This window comes from Paenibacillus riograndensis SBR5 (assembly GCF_000981585.1).
Taxonomy (GTDB): Bacteria; Bacillota; Bacilli; order Paenibacillales; family Paenibacillaceae; genus Paenibacillus_AQ; species Paenibacillus_AQ riograndensis.
Window position 1 is genome coordinate 2,295,383 of sequence record NZ_LN831776.1, and the last position, 20,513, is coordinate 2,315,895.

General features: G+C 50.5%; 14 protein-coding genes. All 14 read left to right on the forward strand.

The annotated features are described in order from the left end of the window. The first annotated feature begins 74 nt into the window (after window positions 1-74). The 14 genes from PRIO_RS09360 to PRIO_RS09430 all read left to right on the forward strand — a co-directional run bounded on the left by PRIO_RS09360 (window position 75) and on the right by PRIO_RS09430 (window position 20,254). On the forward strand, window positions 75-1,472 hold the full coding sequence (locus tag PRIO_RS09360; protein WP_046502015.1) for a helix-turn-helix domain-containing protein: 1,398 nt from the start codon (window positions 75-77) through the stop codon (window positions 1,470-1,472). A gap of 325 nt (window positions 1,473-1,797) precedes the next feature. Further along, window positions 1,798-2,271, forward strand: coding sequence for an IS200/IS605 family transposase (tnpA, locus tag PRIO_RS09365; RefSeq protein WP_020426871.1), 474 nt, complete (start codon window positions 1,798-1,800; stop codon window positions 2,269-2,271). Between the two features lie 773 nt (window positions 2,272-3,044). Further along, entirely contained in the window at window positions 3,045-3,377 is a 333-nt protein-coding gene (locus PRIO_RS09370) for a DUF3888 domain-containing protein (RefSeq protein ID WP_231869940.1), read from the forward strand. A gap of 228 nt (window positions 3,378-3,605) precedes the next feature. Then, complete coding sequence (locus PRIO_RS09375; protein ID WP_046502018.1) at window positions 3,606-4,592, forward strand: phosphotransferase family protein; 987 nt, start codon at window positions 3,606-3,608, stop codon at window positions 4,590-4,592. Between the two features lie 249 nt (window positions 4,593-4,841). Then, window positions 4,842-5,315 (forward strand): IS200/IS605 family transposase, encoded by a 474-nt coding sequence (gene tnpA, locus PRIO_RS09380; RefSeq protein WP_020426871.1) that lies wholly within the window; start codon window positions 4,842-4,844, stop codon window positions 5,313-5,315. A 626-nt stretch (window positions 5,316-5,941) separates the two neighbouring features. Further along, window positions 5,942-7,282 carry an erythromycin esterase family protein gene (locus tag PRIO_RS09390; RefSeq protein WP_046502021.1) on the forward strand — a complete coding sequence of 447 codons (1,341 nt, stop codon included), beginning with the start codon at window positions 5,942-5,944 and terminating at the stop codon, window positions 7,280-7,282. A 172-nt stretch (window positions 7,283-7,454) separates the two neighbouring features. Further along, on the forward strand, window positions 7,455-8,120 hold the full coding sequence (locus tag PRIO_RS09395; RefSeq protein ID WP_020429628.1) for an SGNH/GDSL hydrolase family protein: 666 nt from the start codon (window positions 7,455-7,457) through the stop codon (window positions 8,118-8,120). A gap of 302 nt (window positions 8,121-8,422) precedes the next feature. Beyond that, window positions 8,423-10,339, forward strand: coding sequence for a sensor histidine kinase (locus tag PRIO_RS09400; RefSeq protein WP_020429627.1), 1,917 nt, complete (start codon window positions 8,423-8,425; stop codon window positions 10,337-10,339). Window position 10,340: 1 nt separating this feature from the next. Beyond that, window positions 10,341-11,951 carry a response regulator gene (locus PRIO_RS09405; protein WP_231869849.1) on the forward strand — a complete coding sequence of 537 codons (1,611 nt, stop codon included), beginning with the start codon at window positions 10,341-10,343 and terminating at the stop codon, window positions 11,949-11,951. A gap of 659 nt (window positions 11,952-12,610) precedes the next feature. After that, window positions 12,611-14,008, forward strand: a complete 1,398-nt coding sequence (locus PRIO_RS09410) for an ABC transporter substrate-binding protein (RefSeq protein WP_020429625.1) — start codon at window positions 12,611-12,613, stop codon at window positions 14,006-14,008. A gap of 109 nt (window positions 14,009-14,117) precedes the next feature. Further along, complete coding sequence (locus PRIO_RS09415) at window positions 14,118-15,020, forward strand: carbohydrate ABC transporter permease (RefSeq protein ID WP_020429624.1); 903 nt, start codon at window positions 14,118-14,120, stop codon at window positions 15,018-15,020. Between the two features lie 13 nt (window positions 15,021-15,033). After that, window positions 15,034-15,870, forward strand: a complete 837-nt coding sequence (locus tag PRIO_RS09420) for a carbohydrate ABC transporter permease (RefSeq protein ID WP_020429623.1) — start codon at window positions 15,034-15,036, stop codon at window positions 15,868-15,870. A 122-nt stretch (window positions 15,871-15,992) separates the two neighbouring features. Next, a complete protein-coding gene (locus PRIO_RS09425; RefSeq protein WP_020429622.1) occupies window positions 15,993-16,994 on the forward strand; it encodes a glycoside hydrolase family 130 protein in 1,002 nt (333 codons plus the stop codon). A gap of 32 nt (window positions 16,995-17,026) precedes the next feature. Further along, complete coding sequence (locus tag PRIO_RS09430) at window positions 17,027-20,254, forward strand: glycosyl hydrolase (RefSeq protein WP_167345599.1); 3,228 nt, start codon at window positions 17,027-17,029, stop codon at window positions 20,252-20,254. The last annotated feature ends 259 nt before the right edge of the window (window positions 20,255-20,513 follow it).

Consider the following 20,513-nt stretch of genomic DNA (forward strand, 5'->3'; position numbering starts at 1 on the left):
TGCCATAGGAGAACCTAAGATATAGGAATATCTGGATTATCGTTCAAATATATGGTTCTTAGGACGGTGTTTGTTTGCAATTCAAAAATACAATACAAGCAAAACTTGACGCTTACTTGAAGAGAGAAGGCATCACCATCAATCAGTTTGCCGGAATATCGGGTGTGAACTCCGGTACGCTCAGCAGCATTATTAATGGGAACCGTCCCGTTGCCGTGAAGCAATTGGACCGGATTACAGCGGGAATGGGACTTCCCGAAGGTGAATGGTATGAATTATATATAGATGAATATGTTGTCAACTCCACCCCTGACTGGCGGCGGCTGGGACCTTTTCTGCAGCGCTGTGCGGAGCTGGACAAGCTGGAATGCATCCGGCAGGTAGTGCGGACCATTATGGATAATATATCCTATGCCCAGGCGGTATTTGAAATGGGGGAGGAATGGTTCGGGCAAGGCAAACGCCAGGCGGCTGCGCTGCTGTACGAGGGCGTGGCGGAAAGTGAGAAGTATCAGCATTCAGAGCGGCTGGCCTTATGCCAATACCGCTTGTTCAAGATTGCGCTGGGACAAGACCAGGAAGCGAATCTGCGCGCGGCGATGCATTTTGAATACTTTGTGGAACGTCTGGATGAGGCGGACCAGTTGAATGCGCTGAAGGACTTGGCGAATATTTACGCTTCCTTGCACCGCTGGGATACAGTTGATTCTTTGGCGGAAAAAATGGGACACAAAGCTTCCATCCAGTACCACAATAAATATCATAAAGTCAGCCGCCGTGCGGCACAAAAGGAAACCGCCAGACCTCTTTGCTTCTATATTCTGTATTCGCATCTGCTGCGATCGGCTGTTTGTGCTGAACACGGGGATTACGGACAGGCCCTCCACTATGTCTCGCGTTATTCCGATTTCAGCTGGGTCCAGGAGAGAACGGAAGAGGCCCGGCAGATCATGGAGCAGTTCAGGGAATGGGCCGAGGCCAATACATATCTGTACCGCCTGATGTCAGGAGAGACGGCTGTGCTTGCCGGCTATGTCGATTTTATCAGCACCAGAGAGAACGAGATCATTCCGGGCCTGACCAAAATCATGCAAGCGGCCAACCGCTTTGGCTTGAACGTGGATTCTATTATTGAGCGCTTCGAACCCCACGCGGGCTTGAAAGAGCAACGGACCCTGATGGGGAAACGGAATATGCAGGTCACCGAAGATCAATATGCGGTTCTATTATTTGAGCTGTCTGTATATTATTTAAAAACTCAAAGAGTTCACAGGGGGCTCGCTTATTTACTTCAAAATCTGGACCTTTCTGTTAGAATGAACAGTGACAGTGCTATTGTTGGGTGTGTAGCATTATTTGAGCAGTACAGACATCTAAGCTCCGTCGAAGACCGGGAACGATATAAAATTCTAATTGGTGAGGTGCAGAAGACTGATGAAAAGAAAAGTGGCTCTGCTGCTGGCAATAGGTAGCATTGTTTTGGCTGTAGAAGCCCGGGCATGGGTGATGCAAACCGCTTCCGCCCATTCAAGCATTGAGCCTTTGACACATGGAATAGGCGCCGAATAGGTCTATGACTGAAGTAACGTGATTTTGTCAGGCGGTTGATTGTTCAAAAGCAAACCAAGCCTCTCTTTCACAAGAGAGGTTTTATTTAGGCTTTAGCCAGTTGAGTGCGTGAAACGCGCGAAACAAAAAACCACCCGCTATGCGGGTGGAGGGATGTAGGGTTTGACCACCAAGACCATTCCGATAAAATTGAGATGTTCAGGCTCAATTGGAAAGGAATGGTCTTAGATGGCAAACAAGAGCTACAGTTTGGCTCACACAAAGTGGATGTGCAAATACCACATTGTATTCACCCCGAAGTATAGACGGAAAGAGATCTATAATCAAGTGAGAAAAGACTTGATCGAAATCTTCAAACGTTTATGTAAATACAAGGGAGTCGATATTATCGAAGGTCACATGATGCCAGATCATGTACATATGCTCGTAGCGATCCCACCCAAAATCTCAGTATCCTCGTTTATGGGCTATCTGAAGGGGAAGAGCTCCCTGATGATATTTGAGAAGCATGCCAGCTTAAAGTATAAGTATGGCAATCGCAAATTTTGGGCGGAGGGATACTACGTCAGCACGGTAGGCCTAAATGAAGCCACAGTAGCAAAATATATACGTGAACAAGAAGCACATGACCAAGCGATTGATAAATTGAGTGTGAAAGAATACGAAGACCCGTTCAGTAGAAACAGTAGCAAGAAGAAGTAAACCAGTTTAACTGGTAAGTGAAAGGGACAACAACACTGAGCCTGAACGATTTATTGTCAGGCTAGCGTCTTTAGGCGCAGTTTGGCAACAAGGGGTTATACCCCAAGAGCAAACCACCCGTTGGACGGGTGGTTCTGATTGCATTCGGGGCATTGCTTTTGTACCCAGGTGTGTTTGAGGGTTGTTCTGTCAGTCACTTTGGTTTTAACATGAATCATTACACATGAAACTAACAACAGAGAGCGTTACTGTTAGACAAATCAGCAATGAAGGTTTTTACGGAAAGTTTTTCGTTTTTGAGGACCTGGATGGAAACTTATTTGATGTATGGGAGCATAAAGATTGTGAGTTAATCTTTTAAGAAAGCAATCTAAGCTACGAGAATTAGGCGAACAGAATCTGACCTGGAAGTTAACATTGTTTATTGCAAGGATAAGCAAACCCGAGGACGTCTGCATGCGGCAATTCCGCAACCGTCCAAAAGAATTAAAGAAACTGCCACGAAACTGCATGGCATCGGGAACAATACCTGCCTTCGTACTCAAACATTTAGTCGACATCGGCATGTTAAAAGTGTCTGATGAAGCATTCATATTCAAAAATTGGACACCCTATCTGTAAACATGGATGAGGTGTAATCAATGCTTATGATAAGAGTCATTATAGCTGTGGTTCTAACTGTGACATTGAGCCTGTCATCTCCCTTGCAATCAAACGCAGAAGCTAGTTATCGCGTTCCTCAGGAGGACTCAGAGGAGCTGAGATTGCAGGATATGCTTTTGAATTTTTTAACTCCATATATTAATGATGCTGTCCGGGATTATTATCGACGTTTATTAGTGGAACCGCCGCTAGTATATCCATATTTCGTTAATGTGGTCGACTCAATGAGGATAAATGAGTTTCGTGGTTTCAACTTATCGATAACGCTCGATGTAACGCCTGTTGTCGGACCACATATTTCTGTTGGAGAAGACAGGTTAACGTTTCAAATCTCAGTGGGACCTGAGGTTAAACTGGTTAATTACATCCACTTAAAGAGTTATGAACTCCCTCCTCATTGGCAGAACATTGTAAAGAATATGCTAACGGGAAACAAAAGCTAAAACACGATAGGGCAGCCGGTCAGTAAACGCGATCGGCTGCTTTTGATTGAACTAACAGGCAGGATAGTTCCAATTTGTGGTATCATTAAATTCAGTATAATATTTGCATCGGGGGTTGGTAGTTATTAATAAAAAGAACTTGTCCAAGGAATATATGAGTGATTTTTTAGCTATTAGAGAATTTGATAATGAATAGGACCCTAGAATTCGACTAGGAGGCGGCCTACGGTGAAAGACTCGGCAAGACTGTTTGATTTTCAAGCGGTTAACGAAGACATGGTCAGAAGGCTGTTCTCCGCTTTCGACCCCAAGGCAAGCATTACCCAAGTCTCGCCCTTGACGAAAGGCATGAGCACCAGCAATTATGCCTTACGGACAGACAGCGGCAGTAGGTATGTGTTAAGGATTTATCCCGCTAACAACGACCACAGCGGGATTGAGGCTGCAGCCTATCAGTATGCAAAAACAAAGATTCGCACCCCTGAGATTTTCTTCTTCGATGATAGCAAGCAGATTATCTCTTTTTCTTACCTAATCATGGTGTTCATTGAAGGCTCGACGCTAGGGGACTTTATTGCCGAGAACGAGGGATGTCCCGACCATGTCGTGCATCGAATCGGCAGCTCGCTTGCCTTGCTGCATCAAACCAAATATTCGCATATGGCGCTGTTAGACGAGCATTTGCAGATCGCGGGACAGCTTGAATCCTTCGCGAGCCAATATTACACCTTGCTAAACGGCCTTGCAGGAACCCACATTCAACCTTCAACCAAAGAGAAGTGCATGCAATTCCTGGCGGATCACGCTGAATTGGTAGAGAGGATTGCAGATAAGCATGTGTTCTCGCATGGCGATTTCATTTTCTCCAATATTATGGTCACGCCTTCATTGGAGCCTTGTTTCATCGACTACGAGTACTGTTTCGCGGCGCCTGTCTTTTATGACATAGGCAAATTCTTTAGGACAAGGACGCAAGTCGAGCGCTATATCGGCGCAGACACCATTGCCGCCTTCGAGGAAGGCTACAACCGTAACGCGCGAGAGCCTTTGCCCGGGGAGTGGTACGCGCTGTCCAAGCTTGCCGACATATCCACCATGCTCCACCTCATTAATAAATCGCAAATTCCTGACGGTTGGGGATCGGCGATTAATGGTGAGATCGAGAAGAATTTGAAGCTGCTGGCCGGGGAAGCTGAGCCGTTATTGGATAAATGAATTGGGATTTTGGTATTAAATACTGACAGTAATCATTGAGCTATCGGGGATCGTTAGCTCAATAAAAACAAGAAGGCAGCTGATCAACGTGATCGGCTGCTTTTGTTTAGGCTTTAGCCAGTTGAGTGCGTGAAACGCGCGAAACAAAAAACCACCCGCTATGCGGGTGGAGGGATGTAGGGTTTGACCACCAAGACCATTCCGATAAAATTGAGATGTTCAGGCTCAATTGGAAAGGAATGGTCTTAGATGGCAAACAAGAGCTACAGTTTGGCTCACACAAAGTGGATGTGCAAATACCACATTGTATTCACCCCGAAGTATAGACGGAAAGAGATCTATAATCAAGTGAGAAAAGACTTGATCGAAATCTTCAAACGTTTATGTAAATACAAGGGAGTTGATATTATCGAAGGTCACATGATGCCAGATCATGTACATATGCTCGTAGCGATCCCACCCAAAATCTCAGTATCCTCGTTTATGGGCTATCTGAAGGGGAAGAGCTCCCTGATGATATTTGAGAAGCATGCCAGCTTAAAGTATAAGTATGGCAATCGCAAATTTTGGGCGGAGGGATACTACGTCAGCACGGTAGGCCTAAATGAAGCCACAGTAGCAAAATATATACGTGAACAAGAAGCACATGACCAAGCGATTGATAAATTGAGTGTGAAAGAATACGAAGACCCGTTCAGTAGAAACAGTAGCAAGAAGAAGTAAACCAGTTTAACTGGTAAGTGAAAGGGACAACAACACTGAGCCTGAACGATTTATTGTCAGGCTAGCGTCTTTAGGCGCAGTTTGGCAACAAGGGGTTATACCCCAAGAGCAAACCACCCGTTGGACGGGTGGTTCTGATTCAGCTAACGAGCAGGATAGTTTAATTAAAGACGTTATCTATTGTCCGTGCCCTATTGAGTTTTGTTAGAATATTATTAGATTTTTATGAGGCATTAAGGAGGGATTAAGTTGAGGATTGTCTTTGCAACAGACTCAGACTATGAATACATACGAAACCGTGACCATCATATTTCTGAGAGCTTAATACTGTCAAAAATAAAAGAAAATGAGATATACATTCTGCGAAGTCAGGATGAAAGCAATATCGGATGGATGAGGTATGGATACTTTTGGGACAACACCCCTTTCATGAACATGATTGTGAACTGGCCCCGGCAAGCAGGCAGTTGTGATCCTTCAACTATAAGGATTGCAGCTGCTTTGTTTTTTGTATATACATAAGCATCGTAAGGTTTAATTAAGAATCTAGTAATAAATAAGAGAATTTTAGAAGCTAAAATATATATCATAACAAACCAATCTAAAAGTATATCAGGAGGATTTTTATGAAAAAGAAGATGGGTATCGCAATTGCTGCTTCTATTATCACTCTAACTAGTTTTACAGGAGGTACTTATGCATCTTCGAAAGCAGAAGTTTCTGTTACAGCCCCCTACAACACAAATCAGATAGCCGAACAGATAAAATGGTTAGAAGAGCATGCAATGCCATTAAAGACAACGGATCCAACAGCCTCTCTTCAGGATTTAAGTCCGCTTAAGAATATGATAGGATCAGCTACAATTGTTGGTTTAGGTGAAGCGACGCATGGAGCTCACGAAGTTTTTACCATGAAGCATCGCATTGTTAATTATTTGGTACATGAAATGGGCTTTAAGGCCTTAGTGTTAGAAGAGGGATGGGACAGAGCATTGGAACTCGATCGCTATGTTCTTACGGGTAAAGGGGACCCAAGCCAATATCTAAATCCTGTATTTAACACGAAAGAAATTGTAGATCTGCTTCAATGGATTCGCCAATATAATGCTGATCCAAAGCATAAATCCAAAATACGGATCATCGGGATGGATATCCAAAACGTAAACGAGAGTGTTTATAACAATATCCTAGTGTATGTAAAGAAATACGATTCAAAACTTGCCACTCGTTTCGAACAAAAGATGAAAGGCCTTATTCCTGTAACCAAGGATCTGGATACCTTTGGCGGCCTTAAGAAAGAAAAAAAGGAGCAATATATTTCAGATGCGAAACAAATCGGTGCTTTATTAGAACAAAATAAAAGTAAACTGAATGGAAAATCCCCAGAGTTCGCATGGATCAAACAAAATGCCCGTATTATCGAGCAATTTACGACAATGGTAGCGGCATATCCTGATAACCTGAAAGACTTTTATTTGAAACATGATATTGCCATGTATGAAAATGCGAAGTGGACAGAAGAACATGTAGGAAAAACAATCGTATGGGGCCATAATGGGCACGTTTCGAAGACAAACATGATCCCTTTTGTATACCCTAAAGTAGCTGGGCAGTATTTAGCAGAACATTATGGAAAACGGTATGTATCCATTGGAACATCTGTCTATGAGGGACGTTACAATGTTTATAACAGTAAACAAGAATTTGGGCCCTTTGGAACATTAAAATTGGATGACCCGAGTAGTTTTAACTATTCGTTTGGACAAGTCCATTACGACCAGTTTTTTGTTGATTTACGTAAGGCAAGCGGAGTGACAAAAACGTGGCTAAACGAACAACATCCGATTTTCGCCGGAATAACTACCGTAGGTCCAGATATCCCGACAACTATTGATTTATCATTAGGTAAAACATTTGATATCATTGTTCAAATTCAGAAAGTGAATCCGTCTCAACTGAACCGATAAGTTGTCGATGAAGTCCTTAAAAGTCGCGTAGTTCCGGCTTAAGAAGGAACGGTCCCAGCTGCTGCAGTGGATTGCAACGCAGATCATTGAAGAGAAGGCCCCGATCACGGTAGAATACGAATGGGTAACTGCAGGCAATAACTACTAAATCATAATCAAAGGATGAGTATTCATGTCTACTTTTTCTGGCAAAAGCAAGGTTTTTCTATTTCAAGGAGATTCGATTACAGACGGCAACCGGGGCCGCGACGAGGACCCTAATCATATTCTGGGCCACAGCTATGCGTATATCATCGGCGGCAGGCTGGGCAATGAGCTTGCGGAGCAGAAGCCGGTGTTCTATAACCGGGGCATAAGCGGGGACCGGATTTCAGATCTCTATGCCCGCTGGAATGAGGACGCAATCTACCTGAAGCCGGATGTGCTCAGTATTCTGATCGGGGTCAATGATCTCTGGAGAATAATGAAGGGCGAGCCCAGCGGGGTAACTGACCGTTTTGAGCGGGCTTACCGCCATGTGCTGGTGGAAACCCGCGAAGTGCTGCCGCAGACGAAGCTGGTGCTCTGCGAGCCGTTTATCTTGAGAACGGGAGCTCCGGCGGAAGCCTGGGACGAATGGTCGAAGCATATGGCCCATTATCAGCAGGTGGTCCGTGCGCTGGCAGAAGAGTTTGGTGCGCTGCATGTTCCGCTGCAGGCCGCCTTCGATGCGGCGGCGTCAAGAGCGGATGCCGCCTACTGGCTCTGGGACGGCGTCCATCCGACCCATGCCGGCCATGACCTGATTGCTAACGAATGGCTGAGCGCTGCCGGGAAGAGCGGAATTTTGCACGGCTAAGATTCTATTGCACTTCATACCGCAGAATGCGATTTCCGGCAGCATACGGTGCATTCTGCTGCACAAAGTGCAATCACACCGGGTTTTCTCGACAGGTGACTCGTAGGGCTCATAGGCGACTCATGGTGAATAGCAAGGTAAACAAGGGCACCCCTTAATATTGAAGGAGTGCTCTGTTTGATGTGCCGTCACACCGGATACCCGTTTTTGGGAATAAAGATGAACCAACATTGATATTCTTTTTTTGTTGACACCAGCCCGGGATCGGTCGTATGGTACAGGGGATGAAAGCTGGCTGCCCCATGTCCAATCCTCCGAATGCACGGGGGCATGCGCTGGTTGCCGGGGAGCTGGCGAAATTTCTGCTGTGGGAAGGGGAGAAGGCATCCATGAAGCTTTTGAGACAATGGGGCGGCCTGATCTGGAGCAAGTGGAGTGAACGTTTTTATCAGGTGTCCATCAAGCAGCGGGTGCTTATCTCTTTTATCGTATTGATAACGCTGTCAATCAGCGCCATGGGCGTTCTGACCTACCGGATAGCCGGGAAGGAAATTCAGAATAATGCGTTTGATACCAGCAAGGAGACGGTGGACAAAACCCTGCAGCTGCTGGACTACCGGCTGAATGATGTGGCGATGTCGGTCCAGTCCCTGATGCTGAGCGATGCTTACAGGCAGATGATGATTGATGTGCAGGCTCATGATGTGACGAACTATTATGTTCATTTATCCGAAATGCAGTACGTTCTCTCGCAGGCCACCTTCAATGAGCCGATGATTGAGAACGTTCTTATAGCGACGCCGATCGGCGATTTTTATTCCACCACACAGGTCCGTGCGCAGGATAATTCGTTCTACGGCTCGGAGTTGTACGACAACAGCAAAAAAAGCCCCGGCGGCTATTGGGCCAAAGGCCATTACGACCGGCTGTTCACCGGCAGCCAGCGGGTGGTTTCCTTTGTCGTGCGGGGGATTTATGAGAATACGCCTATTACCAATGTCTTCATTGTGGTCAACCTCAGGGAGAATAAAATCGCCTCACTGCTTGGCCAGGGCACATCCGGGAATGACCGGAAATATCTGCTTCTGAATACGGAAGGAGAGACGGTAGTGCAGACAGGCTGGCCTGCCAAGGGGGAACCCCCAAAGGACCCGGAATTTCTGCAGGACAGCACGGCGGACAGCGAGGGCAATTTCTTTTATCCTTTTGAAGGAGAGAATTATCTGGTCAATTATAAGCAGTCGGCGGTTGCGCCGAACTGGATTCTCGCCGGGATGCAGTCCAAGGATCAGGTGTTGGGACAGCTCAAGGGTGTGCAGCGGGCGGTTCTGTATGTGATTCTTGTTTTTCTGCTGACGACGTGGTTTTTCTCGAACAAGCTGACGGCTGCACTGCTCCGGCCCTTGTTCAAGCTGAGCAGGCTGATGCGCCGGGTGGAGGAGAACCAGCTGAGCGTTTCATTTGAGAGTAAATATAACGACGAAATCGCCCAGGTAGGGTTCCAGTTCAACCGGATGATGACGGAGATCAAAACGCTGATCGAAGATGTGCGCCAGAAGGAAAAAGACAAACGCCATGCGGAGATCCGGGCACTGACTGCGCAGATGGAGCCACATTTTCTGTACAACACGCTCAATACGATCTACTGCAAATCCGTGATGGGCGAAAATGATGATGTCAACGAGATGATCCTCGCTTTATCGCAAATGTTCCAGCTGGGGCTTGGCGGCGGCCAGGATCTGATTACGCTGGAGGACGAGCTTTCGCATGTGCAGCAATATTGCGCCATCCAGCAAAAATGCTATGAGAATCTGTTCGAGTACCATGCCGAAGCGGAAGAGGAGGAGCTTTTGTCCTTCCCTATTCCCAAAATACTGCTGCAGCCGCTTGTAGAGAACAGCATCCAGCACGGGTTCTCGGACCGGCGGAGCGGCGGCTGCATCCAAGTGCGGATTTCGCTGGAGCAGTCCATGCTGCATATTGTGGTGGAGGATAACGGCAAAGGCATGGATGCCGCCAAAGTGGAGCAGGGAATGGCCAAACGGGAGATTTCGAAAAAAGGCTACGCCCTGGTCAATATCAGGCACCGGCTCCAGCTGTACTATGGCGATGAGGCACGGATGGAGCTGTCCGGCCAGGCGGGCGTGGGCTCGCGCACAGATCTGTGGATACCGCTTAGCCCGCTGAGGGAAGAGGGAGGAAATTATGGAATATCCTGAAGTGAAACCAGTTAAAATCTGCGTTATCGATGATATTAAAAGTGTGGTGGATATGATCACCCGCAAGCCGCAGTGGCAGGAGTACGGCATCGAGGTGGCCGGCACAGCGCTCGACGGGGAAGAAGGGCTGCAGATGGTCCGGGAAATGAAGCCCGACATTGTGCTTACAGATATCCGCATGCCGCGTATGGACGGCCTGGAGATGACCCGGGCGATTCTGGAGTTTGCCCCGCACTGTAAAATTATTATTCTCAGCGCATACTCGGAGTTCTCCTATGCCCAGCAGGCGATTCGGCTGGGGGCGATGGATTTTGTCAAAAAGCCCTTCTCGCTGGAGGAGATAGTGAACGTCGTGCTGAAAGCCAAGGCGCTGTGCCTGCAGGAACGTGAGGAGCAGGAAAAGATCATGGCCATGCAGGCCCAGATCAAAGAGAGCCTGCCGATTCTGCGCCAGGAGTATTTGACCTTCCTGATGCAGCACAGGACAACGGAGCCGAGTGCAAAAGCCCGCTGGGAGTATCTTGGCATTCCGCTGGCGCAGAAGAATTTCACAGTGTTTATCGTGGAGATTGACCATTTTGCCGAGAAATACGGCCGCCAGCCGGTGCAGGAAATCGAGCTGATCCGCTTCAGCCTGCAAAATATACTGGAGGAGACGATCCATGCCTGGACGCAGGGAGTCATCTTCCGCGAGGCGACGAACCGCTATGTCTGCATCATCAACGGGGGTGACCCTCATGCTGCCGGGCTGATCACGGAAGCCTGCTGTGCGAATGTCAGCCGTTATTCCCGCTGCACGGTTTCGATCGGGGTGGGACTCTGCGTGGCTGCGATCCATGAGCTGGCGGATTCTTACGCACAGGCGCTCAGCGCGCTGGCATATCATTTCTATACCGGTGGAAACGCTGTGTACAGTTACGCGAGCATCGTGCATAAACCCCGGGCCGCGAGCCATTATTCCGTTACCGCCGAACAGGAATTTCTTTTTGCACTGCGTTCAGGCAACCGTGAGAAAAGCCGGCTGGTGCTGCAGCAGATTTTCGATGAGCTGCTGCAGCTCGACCCGCTGCCTGCCCCGCAGTATGTGGAGAACATCGGCTACGAGCTGTCCTTCAAAATCTGCCGGGTCATGCTGGAGCTGTTCCCCTATGAGAAGGTCCAGCCGCTGGAGCAGCAGGTGAACCAGCTGAAGAACCGCCTGCATCCTTCACTGCAGGAGATCCGCTCCCTGCTCGAAGGATTATGCGCCGAGGCCTGCCGCTGGATTGAGGAAGAGCGTTCGGTCGAATCCACCCGGATTATCCAGCAGGCCAAGGCCTACATTTGCGCCAATCTGCACACCAGCCTGACGCTGGAGCAGGTGGCGAAGCAGATCAGCCTCAGCCAGGGCTATTTCTCGAACCTGTTCAAGAAGGTGTCAGGCATCTCCTTTCAGCAGTTCGTCATGCACGAGAAGATGGAGAAGGCCAAGACCATGCTGATTGAAGGGATGCAGGTGCAGGAAATCGCTATGGAGCTCGGCTACGAGCACCGCCGCTACTTCAGCGAGGTGTTCAAGAAATACACTGACATGACCCCGTCGGAGTTCAAGATTTCATATCTCGGCAGGTGAAGTAAAGCGGGAGCCACGTGAGCCGCGTACGTTGAAAGGGGGAGCGGGAGCGCCTTCGCGGACCGTGCTCAGAAATTGCGGAAATAACGGCAGAAATGCCGTAATAGGCTTGCCATGGGTAGCATCAGAAGTTTGTGTAAGAAGCATTGAGTATCTTCTCGGCTTCGTTGGCTGGGTTAGGTGGAAAAAGGTTAACTAATTTACTCAAGCATCATGCTTCTCCGCAATTTAAGTGGAAAAAGGTTAACTAATTCAGCTCATTTCGCTCCTGACGTAGTAATGATGCCTAAATAAGTTTCCTTTTTCCACTTAGATCTCAAAATTGTTGATTTGGGTGAGAAATAAGTTCCCTTTTTCCACTTGCTGACCGGGTGATGTATAAGCTGAAGGGGGCACCAAACCGCCCCCTACCGCCCCAGCGCAGCGTCGCCGCCGGGCCAACGCGGACCGCGCCGCCCGTGAGATGGGCGCTCTATAATTTACGAACCCACGGGGATGGACGATCCGCTGATGCTGCGGGGTCCATCCCCGTTTGGCGTGGAGTCCAGCAAATTTCTGCCCTTAATGTGGGTTTACCCGCATTATGCAGATGCATGGCCTGCCCTATAATCAGGGTGTAAGGCAAACACAGCTTTGAACATTTAAGGGGGCTAACAGAAATGAAGAAACAACTGCTTCTGACTTCACTAAGCGCGGTACTGGCATTCGGCCTGGCCGCTTGCGGCAACTCCAATACCGCTGAAAATTCCGGAGAGGCCTCAAACGCGGGGAAAACATCAGACGCGGGAGCGGCATCGGGCGAAAAAACCAAAATCACTTACTGGACGGGTGACCGCCATGACGCTGAATTTGTGAAAGAGAAGGTAGCCGAATTCAACAAAACGAACACCGACGGCATTGAGGTGGAGCTGGTTGTCAAGGGTGACGATTTCGATACTGCACTGGACCTGTCCTTTCAGACTTCCGACTCTCCGGATGTAATCCGGGTGAAGGAGAACACCATCGGCACCTTTTATAAAAAAGAGTATCTCGCTCCAATCGATGAATATCTGTCAGATGACATGAAGGCGAAATTTCCAGAGATGACGGATCTGAACATCTTTGACGGCAAACGCTACAGTCTGCCGAACTACGGGACAACCATGCGCCTGATCTACAACAAGGATCTGTTTGCCAAAGCGGGGGTTACGAATCCTCCAACCACTCTGCAGGAATTGGTGGATACCGCCAAGAAGCTGACTGCTGCGGGCAAAGCGGACGGCGCTTACGGCTTTGCACAGAATTTCAAAAGTCCGGCCAGCGCATTTGGGCGTTCGGCCCGTGTCATTGCTGAGATGAGCGGGTTCGGCGGCTTTGGTTATGATTTCAAAACAGCACGTTTTGACTTCAGCGGCTTCAAGCCCATTATTGAGGCCTTCAAGCAGATCAGGGACGACGGCAGCATGCTGCCGGGTGTGGAATCGCTGGATATCGACCCGCTGCGGGCACAGTTTGCCGAAGGCAAGATCGGGATGTACCTCAGCTACTCCTCAGAACCTGGCGTTTACAGCACACAGTTTCCGGCCAAAATCGACTGGGCTGCGGCACCCGCTCCAACGATTGACGGCAAGGTCAAGGGAGCTTCCGGCTTCCTCGGCGGACAATGGCTGGCTCTGAGCTCCAAGTCCAAGCATAAGGATGCTGCCTGGAAGTTCATGGAGTACATGTACAGCGATCAAATGCTGACAACCTATCAGGAAAAAGGCTTTGGCATCTCGATGGTTCCTTCCATCAGCGCTGCAGCCAAAACACCGGAGGTCAACGGTATCGAAGGTTTCCTGCCGAACCAATATGACGGCGTATGGCCGGTATATCCATCAGTGGCGCCAGAAGGCATGAAATCAGATGACGCTTTCTTCAAATACATGCTGAACGGCGGAGATTTGGATGCCACCATCTCCGATCTGAACAAGCGCTACAACGCTGCACTGGATGATGCGATCAAAAATGACGGCCTGAAGGCAGAACCGGACCCAAGTTTTGACCCGGCCGCGCTTGCCGGCAAATTTGCCAAATAAGTTAAGGCAAGCTAATTCGAGCGGTTTATAGAGATGACCTGGGGAGGGGGGGATTCCCCCCTATCCTCACCGGTCTGCTGCAAGACAGGAAAGGAGCCTGGAAGAACCCATGAACAAATCCAAGAATGCCGCTTTTGCCTACAGCTTTCTGCTGCCGAGCGCACTGCTCACGCTGGTGCTGGGAATTTACCCGATTGCCTGGGCATTCCGCTACATGTTCTACAACTACAAGGGCTATGGAACTGCCCGGTTCATCGGCCTCGATAATTTTAGCCGGATTTTGCGCGATACAGAGTTTTGGAACTCGGTCGTGAATACATTTGTGTATGCGGGAGGCAAGCTGCTGCTCTCGATCCCGCTGTCCCTGCTGCTGGCAGCGATTCTGAACCGCAAGATCAGGGGCAGACAGCTGCTGCGGGCAGTCTTTTTTATGCCTACGGTAATCAGTACAGCCGTCATGGCTGTGGTTTTTTTTACCATCTTCAACTCATATAACGGAATTCTGAACCAGTTCCTGATCAAATTTAACATTTCATCCTCCGGCATTGACTGGCTGGGTCCGAAGCATGCCATGCTTACGGTCATTCTGGTAGCGGTGTGGGGCGCGGTCGGCAACTATATGCTGCTGTTCCTGGCTGGACTCCAGAATATTCCCGAGGATGTTTACGAGAGCTCTTCTTTGGACGGAGCCAATAAAATACAGCAGTTCCGCTTCATCACCCTGCCGATGCTGGGACCTGTGCTGCAGATGGTCATCATGCTGGCAATTATCAATGCGCTGAAGGGCTATGAGAGCATAATGGTACTCACCGAAGGCGGTCCTGCCGGTAAAACGGAAGTAATGTTCCTTTACCTGTATAAACTGTTCTTTCCGGTCGGCGGCAGCGCAGCCTCCACCCAGGTGCAGGAGTTTGGATATGGCAGTGCAGTCGCGTTTGTGTCTGCAGTTATCGTGGGAATGATTTCGCTGATCTATTTCTACGCCTCCAGACGAATGAATCGGATTGATTGAGGAGAGATGTGACATGAGAACAAAAGAGATAACGGGAAAGACGGTTTTATGGATCTTTTTGCTGGCATTCGCCTTTATAACCTTGATCCCTGTTGTAATTACCATACTCGGCTCGTTCAAAACAAACAGTGAATTGACTACAGGCGCAACCTTTCTGCCAAGCAAGTGGCATTTCTCCAACTACGCCGAAGCTTGGGACCAGGCCAATTTCTCCACCTATACGGTGAACAGTCTGATCGTGTCACTGTCCACGGTAGCCGGTACGCTGCTGGTAGCTTCCATGGCTGCTTATGTGGTAGACCGGATGGATTTTTTCGGCAAAAAAATTTATGTTGGCATTCAGTCGTTCACGATGTTTGTCGCCGTTGGGGCAGTGGTGCTGCGTCCGCAGTTCGATCTGATGGTCAAGCTGCATCTGCACAGCTCGCTGTGGGGTGTCATTCTGATTCTGATCTCCGCGCATGCTTCGATCTTTTTTATCCTGCTGAGCTTTATGAGAGGCATTCCGCGTGAGCTGGACGAAGCTGCACGGATCGACGGAAGTTCGCTGGGCCGCACCTTCTGGACCATTATCCTGCCGCTGCTGGGTCCCGGCCTTGGGGTTGGAGCTTTGTTCACCTTCCGCGGCGCATGGAATGAATACCTGCTGCCGCTCGTGTTCACGATGACGAAGCCGGAGCTGCAGACACTTACCGTTGGTTTGGCGAACCTGAAATACGGCATTTCCGCCGCCTCGCAGACCCACTACATGATGGCCGGTGCCTGCTTGTCCATTCTGCCGATTCTCATAGCCTATGTGTTTGCCAATAAATCCTTTATGCAGATGACGGCCGGTTCCCTGAAGGGGTAAGCGCCCGCTCCGGCATTCGCTGACACTGCTATTAACTATCGAAACTGCGTATAACAATGGAAATAGAGGTATTTTTGAGACTCTGACTAATCCTACTAGTCAATAATCAGGAGGTTTACAGCATGACAGTTCAGGTTCCCGCAATTCTAACATCCAGTCCGGTGATTCACCGCTATGAAGGCAATCCGGTGCTGGACGCGTCTAAGGTTCCCTATAACACTGCGCTTGTGTTCAATGCAGGTGTGACCAAATTCAAAGGCAAGTATGTGATGGTGTTCCGCAACGATTATGGCTCGCTTGCTGATCAGACGATTGAGCCGCATCATACCACCGACCTGGGGATCGCCTTCAGCGATGACGGAATTCACTGGGAGGCCAGTCCCAAGAAATGCTTCAAGCTGCATGACGAAGAGATTATCCGCGCCTACGACCCGCGTTTGACGGTGATTGGGGACCGCTGCTATATGTGTTTTGCCGTGGATACCCGGCATGGCATCCGGGGCGGGATTGCGGTAACGGATGATTTTGAGGAGTTTGAGATCCTCAGCCTGTCTTCGCCCGATTTGCGCAACATGGTTCTGTTCCCGGAAAAAATAGGCGGCAATTACGTCCGCCTGGAGCGTCCGTTTACTGTGTACAGCCGGGGCGGCAAGGACCGTTTTGACACCTGGATTTCGGAATCTCCCGATTTGAAATATTGGGGCAATTCCGACCTGCTGCTCGCTGTGGAGCATGTGCCTTTCGCCAATGACAAAGTGGGCCCTGCCGCGCCTCCGGTGAAGACGGATAAGGGCTGGCTGACGACCTTCCATGCGGTGGATATTGACCCTTCACGCGGCAAGCACGGCTGGGAGCCAGCCTGGAAGAAGCGGTATACTGCAGGCATCATGCTGCTGGATCTGGACAATCCCAAAAAGATTCTTGGCATGTATAAACAGCCATTGCTCGCACCAGAGACCAGCTATGAGATTGACGGCGGCTTCCGCAACAACGTTATTTTTCCGGGCGGCATGATTCTGGAGGATAACGGCGAAGTCAAAATCTACTACGGCTCTGCGGATACGATTGAATGCCTTGCTACCGCGCATGTAGATGATCTGGTCTCCCTGTGCCTTAAAGGCTGATAGCGAGGATGACGAACGGGGAAACGAACGGGATGACGAACCGAGAGACGAACAGGATATTGAACCCGTGGGATACCTTGAAAAACCCGCCTGCCGCCTACCGCTCCGTTCCGCTTTGGTCCTGGAATGACCTGCTTGAGAAAGAGGAGCTGGAGCGGCAGATTGAAGAGATGCACCGGGCGGGAATAGGCGGCTTTTTCATGCATGCCCGGGGCGGGCTGCAAACGCCGTACATGGGCGAAGAATGGATGGAGGCCATCCGCACTTCGATTGAGAAAAGCCGCGAGCTGGGGATGAACGCCTGGTTCTATGACGAGAACGGTTGGCCCAGCGGTTTTGCAGACGGGAAGGTTCCCGCCAAAGGACTGGACTATCAGCAGAAACGGCTGGTCTGTGAACAGGCTCCATTTGAGGATGTTCCAGCGGAACGGATCATCGGCTGGTACGCCGCTGGACCGGACGGGGGAGCGGACTACCGGCTGCTGCCTCCGGGTGAAGAAGCCCGTGCTGATCTTCGAATCAGCTATGATGTGAATCCTTACTATACGGATACACTCAGTTCTATGGCTGTAAAAGAATTTATCGACAGCACCTATGAGCGCTACTGGAAGCAGTTCGGAGAAAAATACGGCGGGGAGCTGAGCGGGATATTCACGGATGAGCCGCAGTTTGGACGCGGCGCGCTTCCCTGGTCTTTTGAGCTGGAGGATATGTTCATCAGAAGACATGGCGGCAACGTGAAGGAGGTTCTGCCGGCTCTCTTCCTGGATACGATGGGCGCAAGCAGGGCCAGATACGCTTACTGGGAGACCGTAACCTTTATGTTCACGCAGGCCTATGCCAAGCAAATCGGCGACTGGTGCGCAGGCAAGGGCTGGTCGGCGACCGGACATGTCGTCGATGAGCAGGAGCTGATGCATCAAGTGACCTCCGTCGGCGATCCGATGGCCTTCTATGAGCATCTGCAGATTCCCGGCTGCGACTGGCTGGGCCGGTTCGTCGGAAACGATGCCATGGTGCCGAAGCAGGTCAGCTCGGTGGCCCGCCAGCTCGGCAAAAAGCGGGCCATCACCGAGAGCTTCGGCTGCTCCGGCTGGAACGTCAGCTTTGCCGATCTCAAGCGGATCGGCGAGTGGCAGTTCGTGCATGGCATCAATTTGCTGTGCCAGCATTTGCAGGGCTATTCCTTAAGGGGGCTGCGCAAGCGGGATTACCCGCCTTCCCTGTTCTATCAGCAGCCGTGGTGGAGTGAATACAAAAACTTCAACGACTATTTCGCCCGGCTGTCCCTGCTGCTGTCCGAAGGCGCCGCCCAGGCGGAGGTGCTTCTGCTGCATCCGGTGCGCACAGCCTGGACGCTGCAGCGCGGCGGAGATTATTCCGCCGTGATCCCTTATCATGAGGCATTCGCCCGGCTCACCAGATGGCTGTGCCAAAGCCTGATTGAGCATGACTATGGCAGCGAGGGCATTATCGCCGGACATGGCCGGGTCAGCGGCGGCAGCTTCATCGTCGGCGAAGCGGCATACCGCGTAGTCATAGTGCCGCCAAGTGTGACGGTGGACCGGCGTACGGCAGAGCTGCTTCGGGAATTTTCTGCACAGGGCGGGACGCTGATTGCTTTTGAGCCTTATCCGGTGCTGGTTGACGGGCAGGAGGATGCAGAGTTTGCACGCTTCATGGAGGCAGCGGTCCTGCCGGAATGGAGCTGCGAGGCATTGTGCCGGGCGGTGTCTGCCGGGGCAGGACCATCTCTCCAGATATCCGGCGGGAACGGTGAACCCGTTGCTGCGGATACACTCAATGTGCGGACGCTGGAGCTTGCAGGTTCGATTCTGCATTATGTGGTGAACTCCGGCACGGAGTTCTACCCGCTGCTGAATATACAGCTGACCCGCCAGGGTACAGTTTCACTGGTAGATCTGGAAACAGGAGAGATCCGTCCGCTGGAGCAGAAACTGTTGGGGCGTGATCTAATGGAGCTGGAGCCGCTGGAGCGTGATCAAATGGAGCAGGAACTACTGGAGCAGGAACTACCGGAGCAGGAGCAGGTGCAGGCGGGGCAGAAGCAGATGGGGCAGAAACTACAGCCACAGGGCGTGCGCCTGCAGCTCCCGCTGCATCCCGGCCAGTCCTATATGCTGAAGGTCGATCCGTTTACGGGTTCAGCCCCAATCACTGGGGATTACGGGAGTGTGCGGGAACAATCGGATAACCAAGAACGTTCGCCGGTGGAGCTTGCAGCGGATTGGGAAATCGTGCATGCCGATCTCAACAGCTTGACGCTGGACAACGCCCGCCTTCGGGTAGATGGCGGTGAATGGTCGGAGCTGCAGCCTGTGATATTTATCCAGGAACAGCTGCTGGCTTATGGCCGGACAGTGACGGCGGAACTGGAATTTGCATTTGCAGTCGGCTTCGATACCGCGAGGCAGCGGGAGTTGTATCTCGTAATCGAACGGCCGGAGGAGCTGGAGGTTGAGCTGAACGGGGCCAGGGTAGAGACGGCCGGCAGCGGCTGGTGGCGGGATATCTCGTTCAGAACCATCGATATTAGCGGCCTGGCGGCTGCTGGACGGAACACGCTTGTCCTGAGAATGGAATTCCACAGCTCGCAGGAAATCGCGGATCGGCTGGCACGGGCCAAGGCATTTGAAGCAGAAGGCAACAAGCTGACGATCGATCAGGAGCTGGAGAGCATTTATCTGCTCGGCGATTTTGGAGTCCATTCCGGTTCGGGGTTCACGGACGGGGAGCGGAGAGCGGTATGTACTGAAGGGCCTTTTCAATTGATGGAGCCGGCCCGGCAGGTGCAGACGGGAGATTTGACCCGGCAGGGTTTCCCGTTCTTTTCCGGCAGCCTCCGTTTACGGCAGACGCTGGAACTTGATGCAGCGCGAGCTTCGGGAGCACAATGGTTCTTTCAATCCCCCCCTGACGCAATAGTAACCAAGCTGTTCATCAACGGGGCGGAGGTGCGCAGCTTCCTGTGGGAGCCGTATGACGCAGACATTTCTTCCTTTTTGCACAGCGGGAGCAACGTCATTGAACTGGAGCTGACGGGCAGCTGCCGCAATCTGCTGGGACCGCATCATCATATCAAAGGTGAAGTTTACAAGGTTGGGCCGGACAGCTATAAGGATAAGCCGGGCTGGACCGACAAGGACCTGGATAAGGATACGCATGTGTATCAGACGCGGTACGCTTTTGTAAAGTTTGGACTGGCGGCTTCTCCGCTTATCTATGTAGAGCAGGCTTAGTACAGACTGCCCATTGTTGCGTGAAAATAACTTGTTAGATGGGAACTAACCTCAGCTACAGCAAAGAGCCACTCGGTTGCACGGAGCGGCTCTTTGGCTGTATCGCGGATTGGGCGGTACAGTATTAGTTCCCCGGTGCAGAAGCGGATTGCTGATTGAGTTGCTGATAAGATCATGTTTGTCTTCTTTTAAGCTTGCCCCCGAACTCTAACTGTGTAGTAAGAGGTAAAAGTACCTCTGAATTCGACGCGCGCGGGCT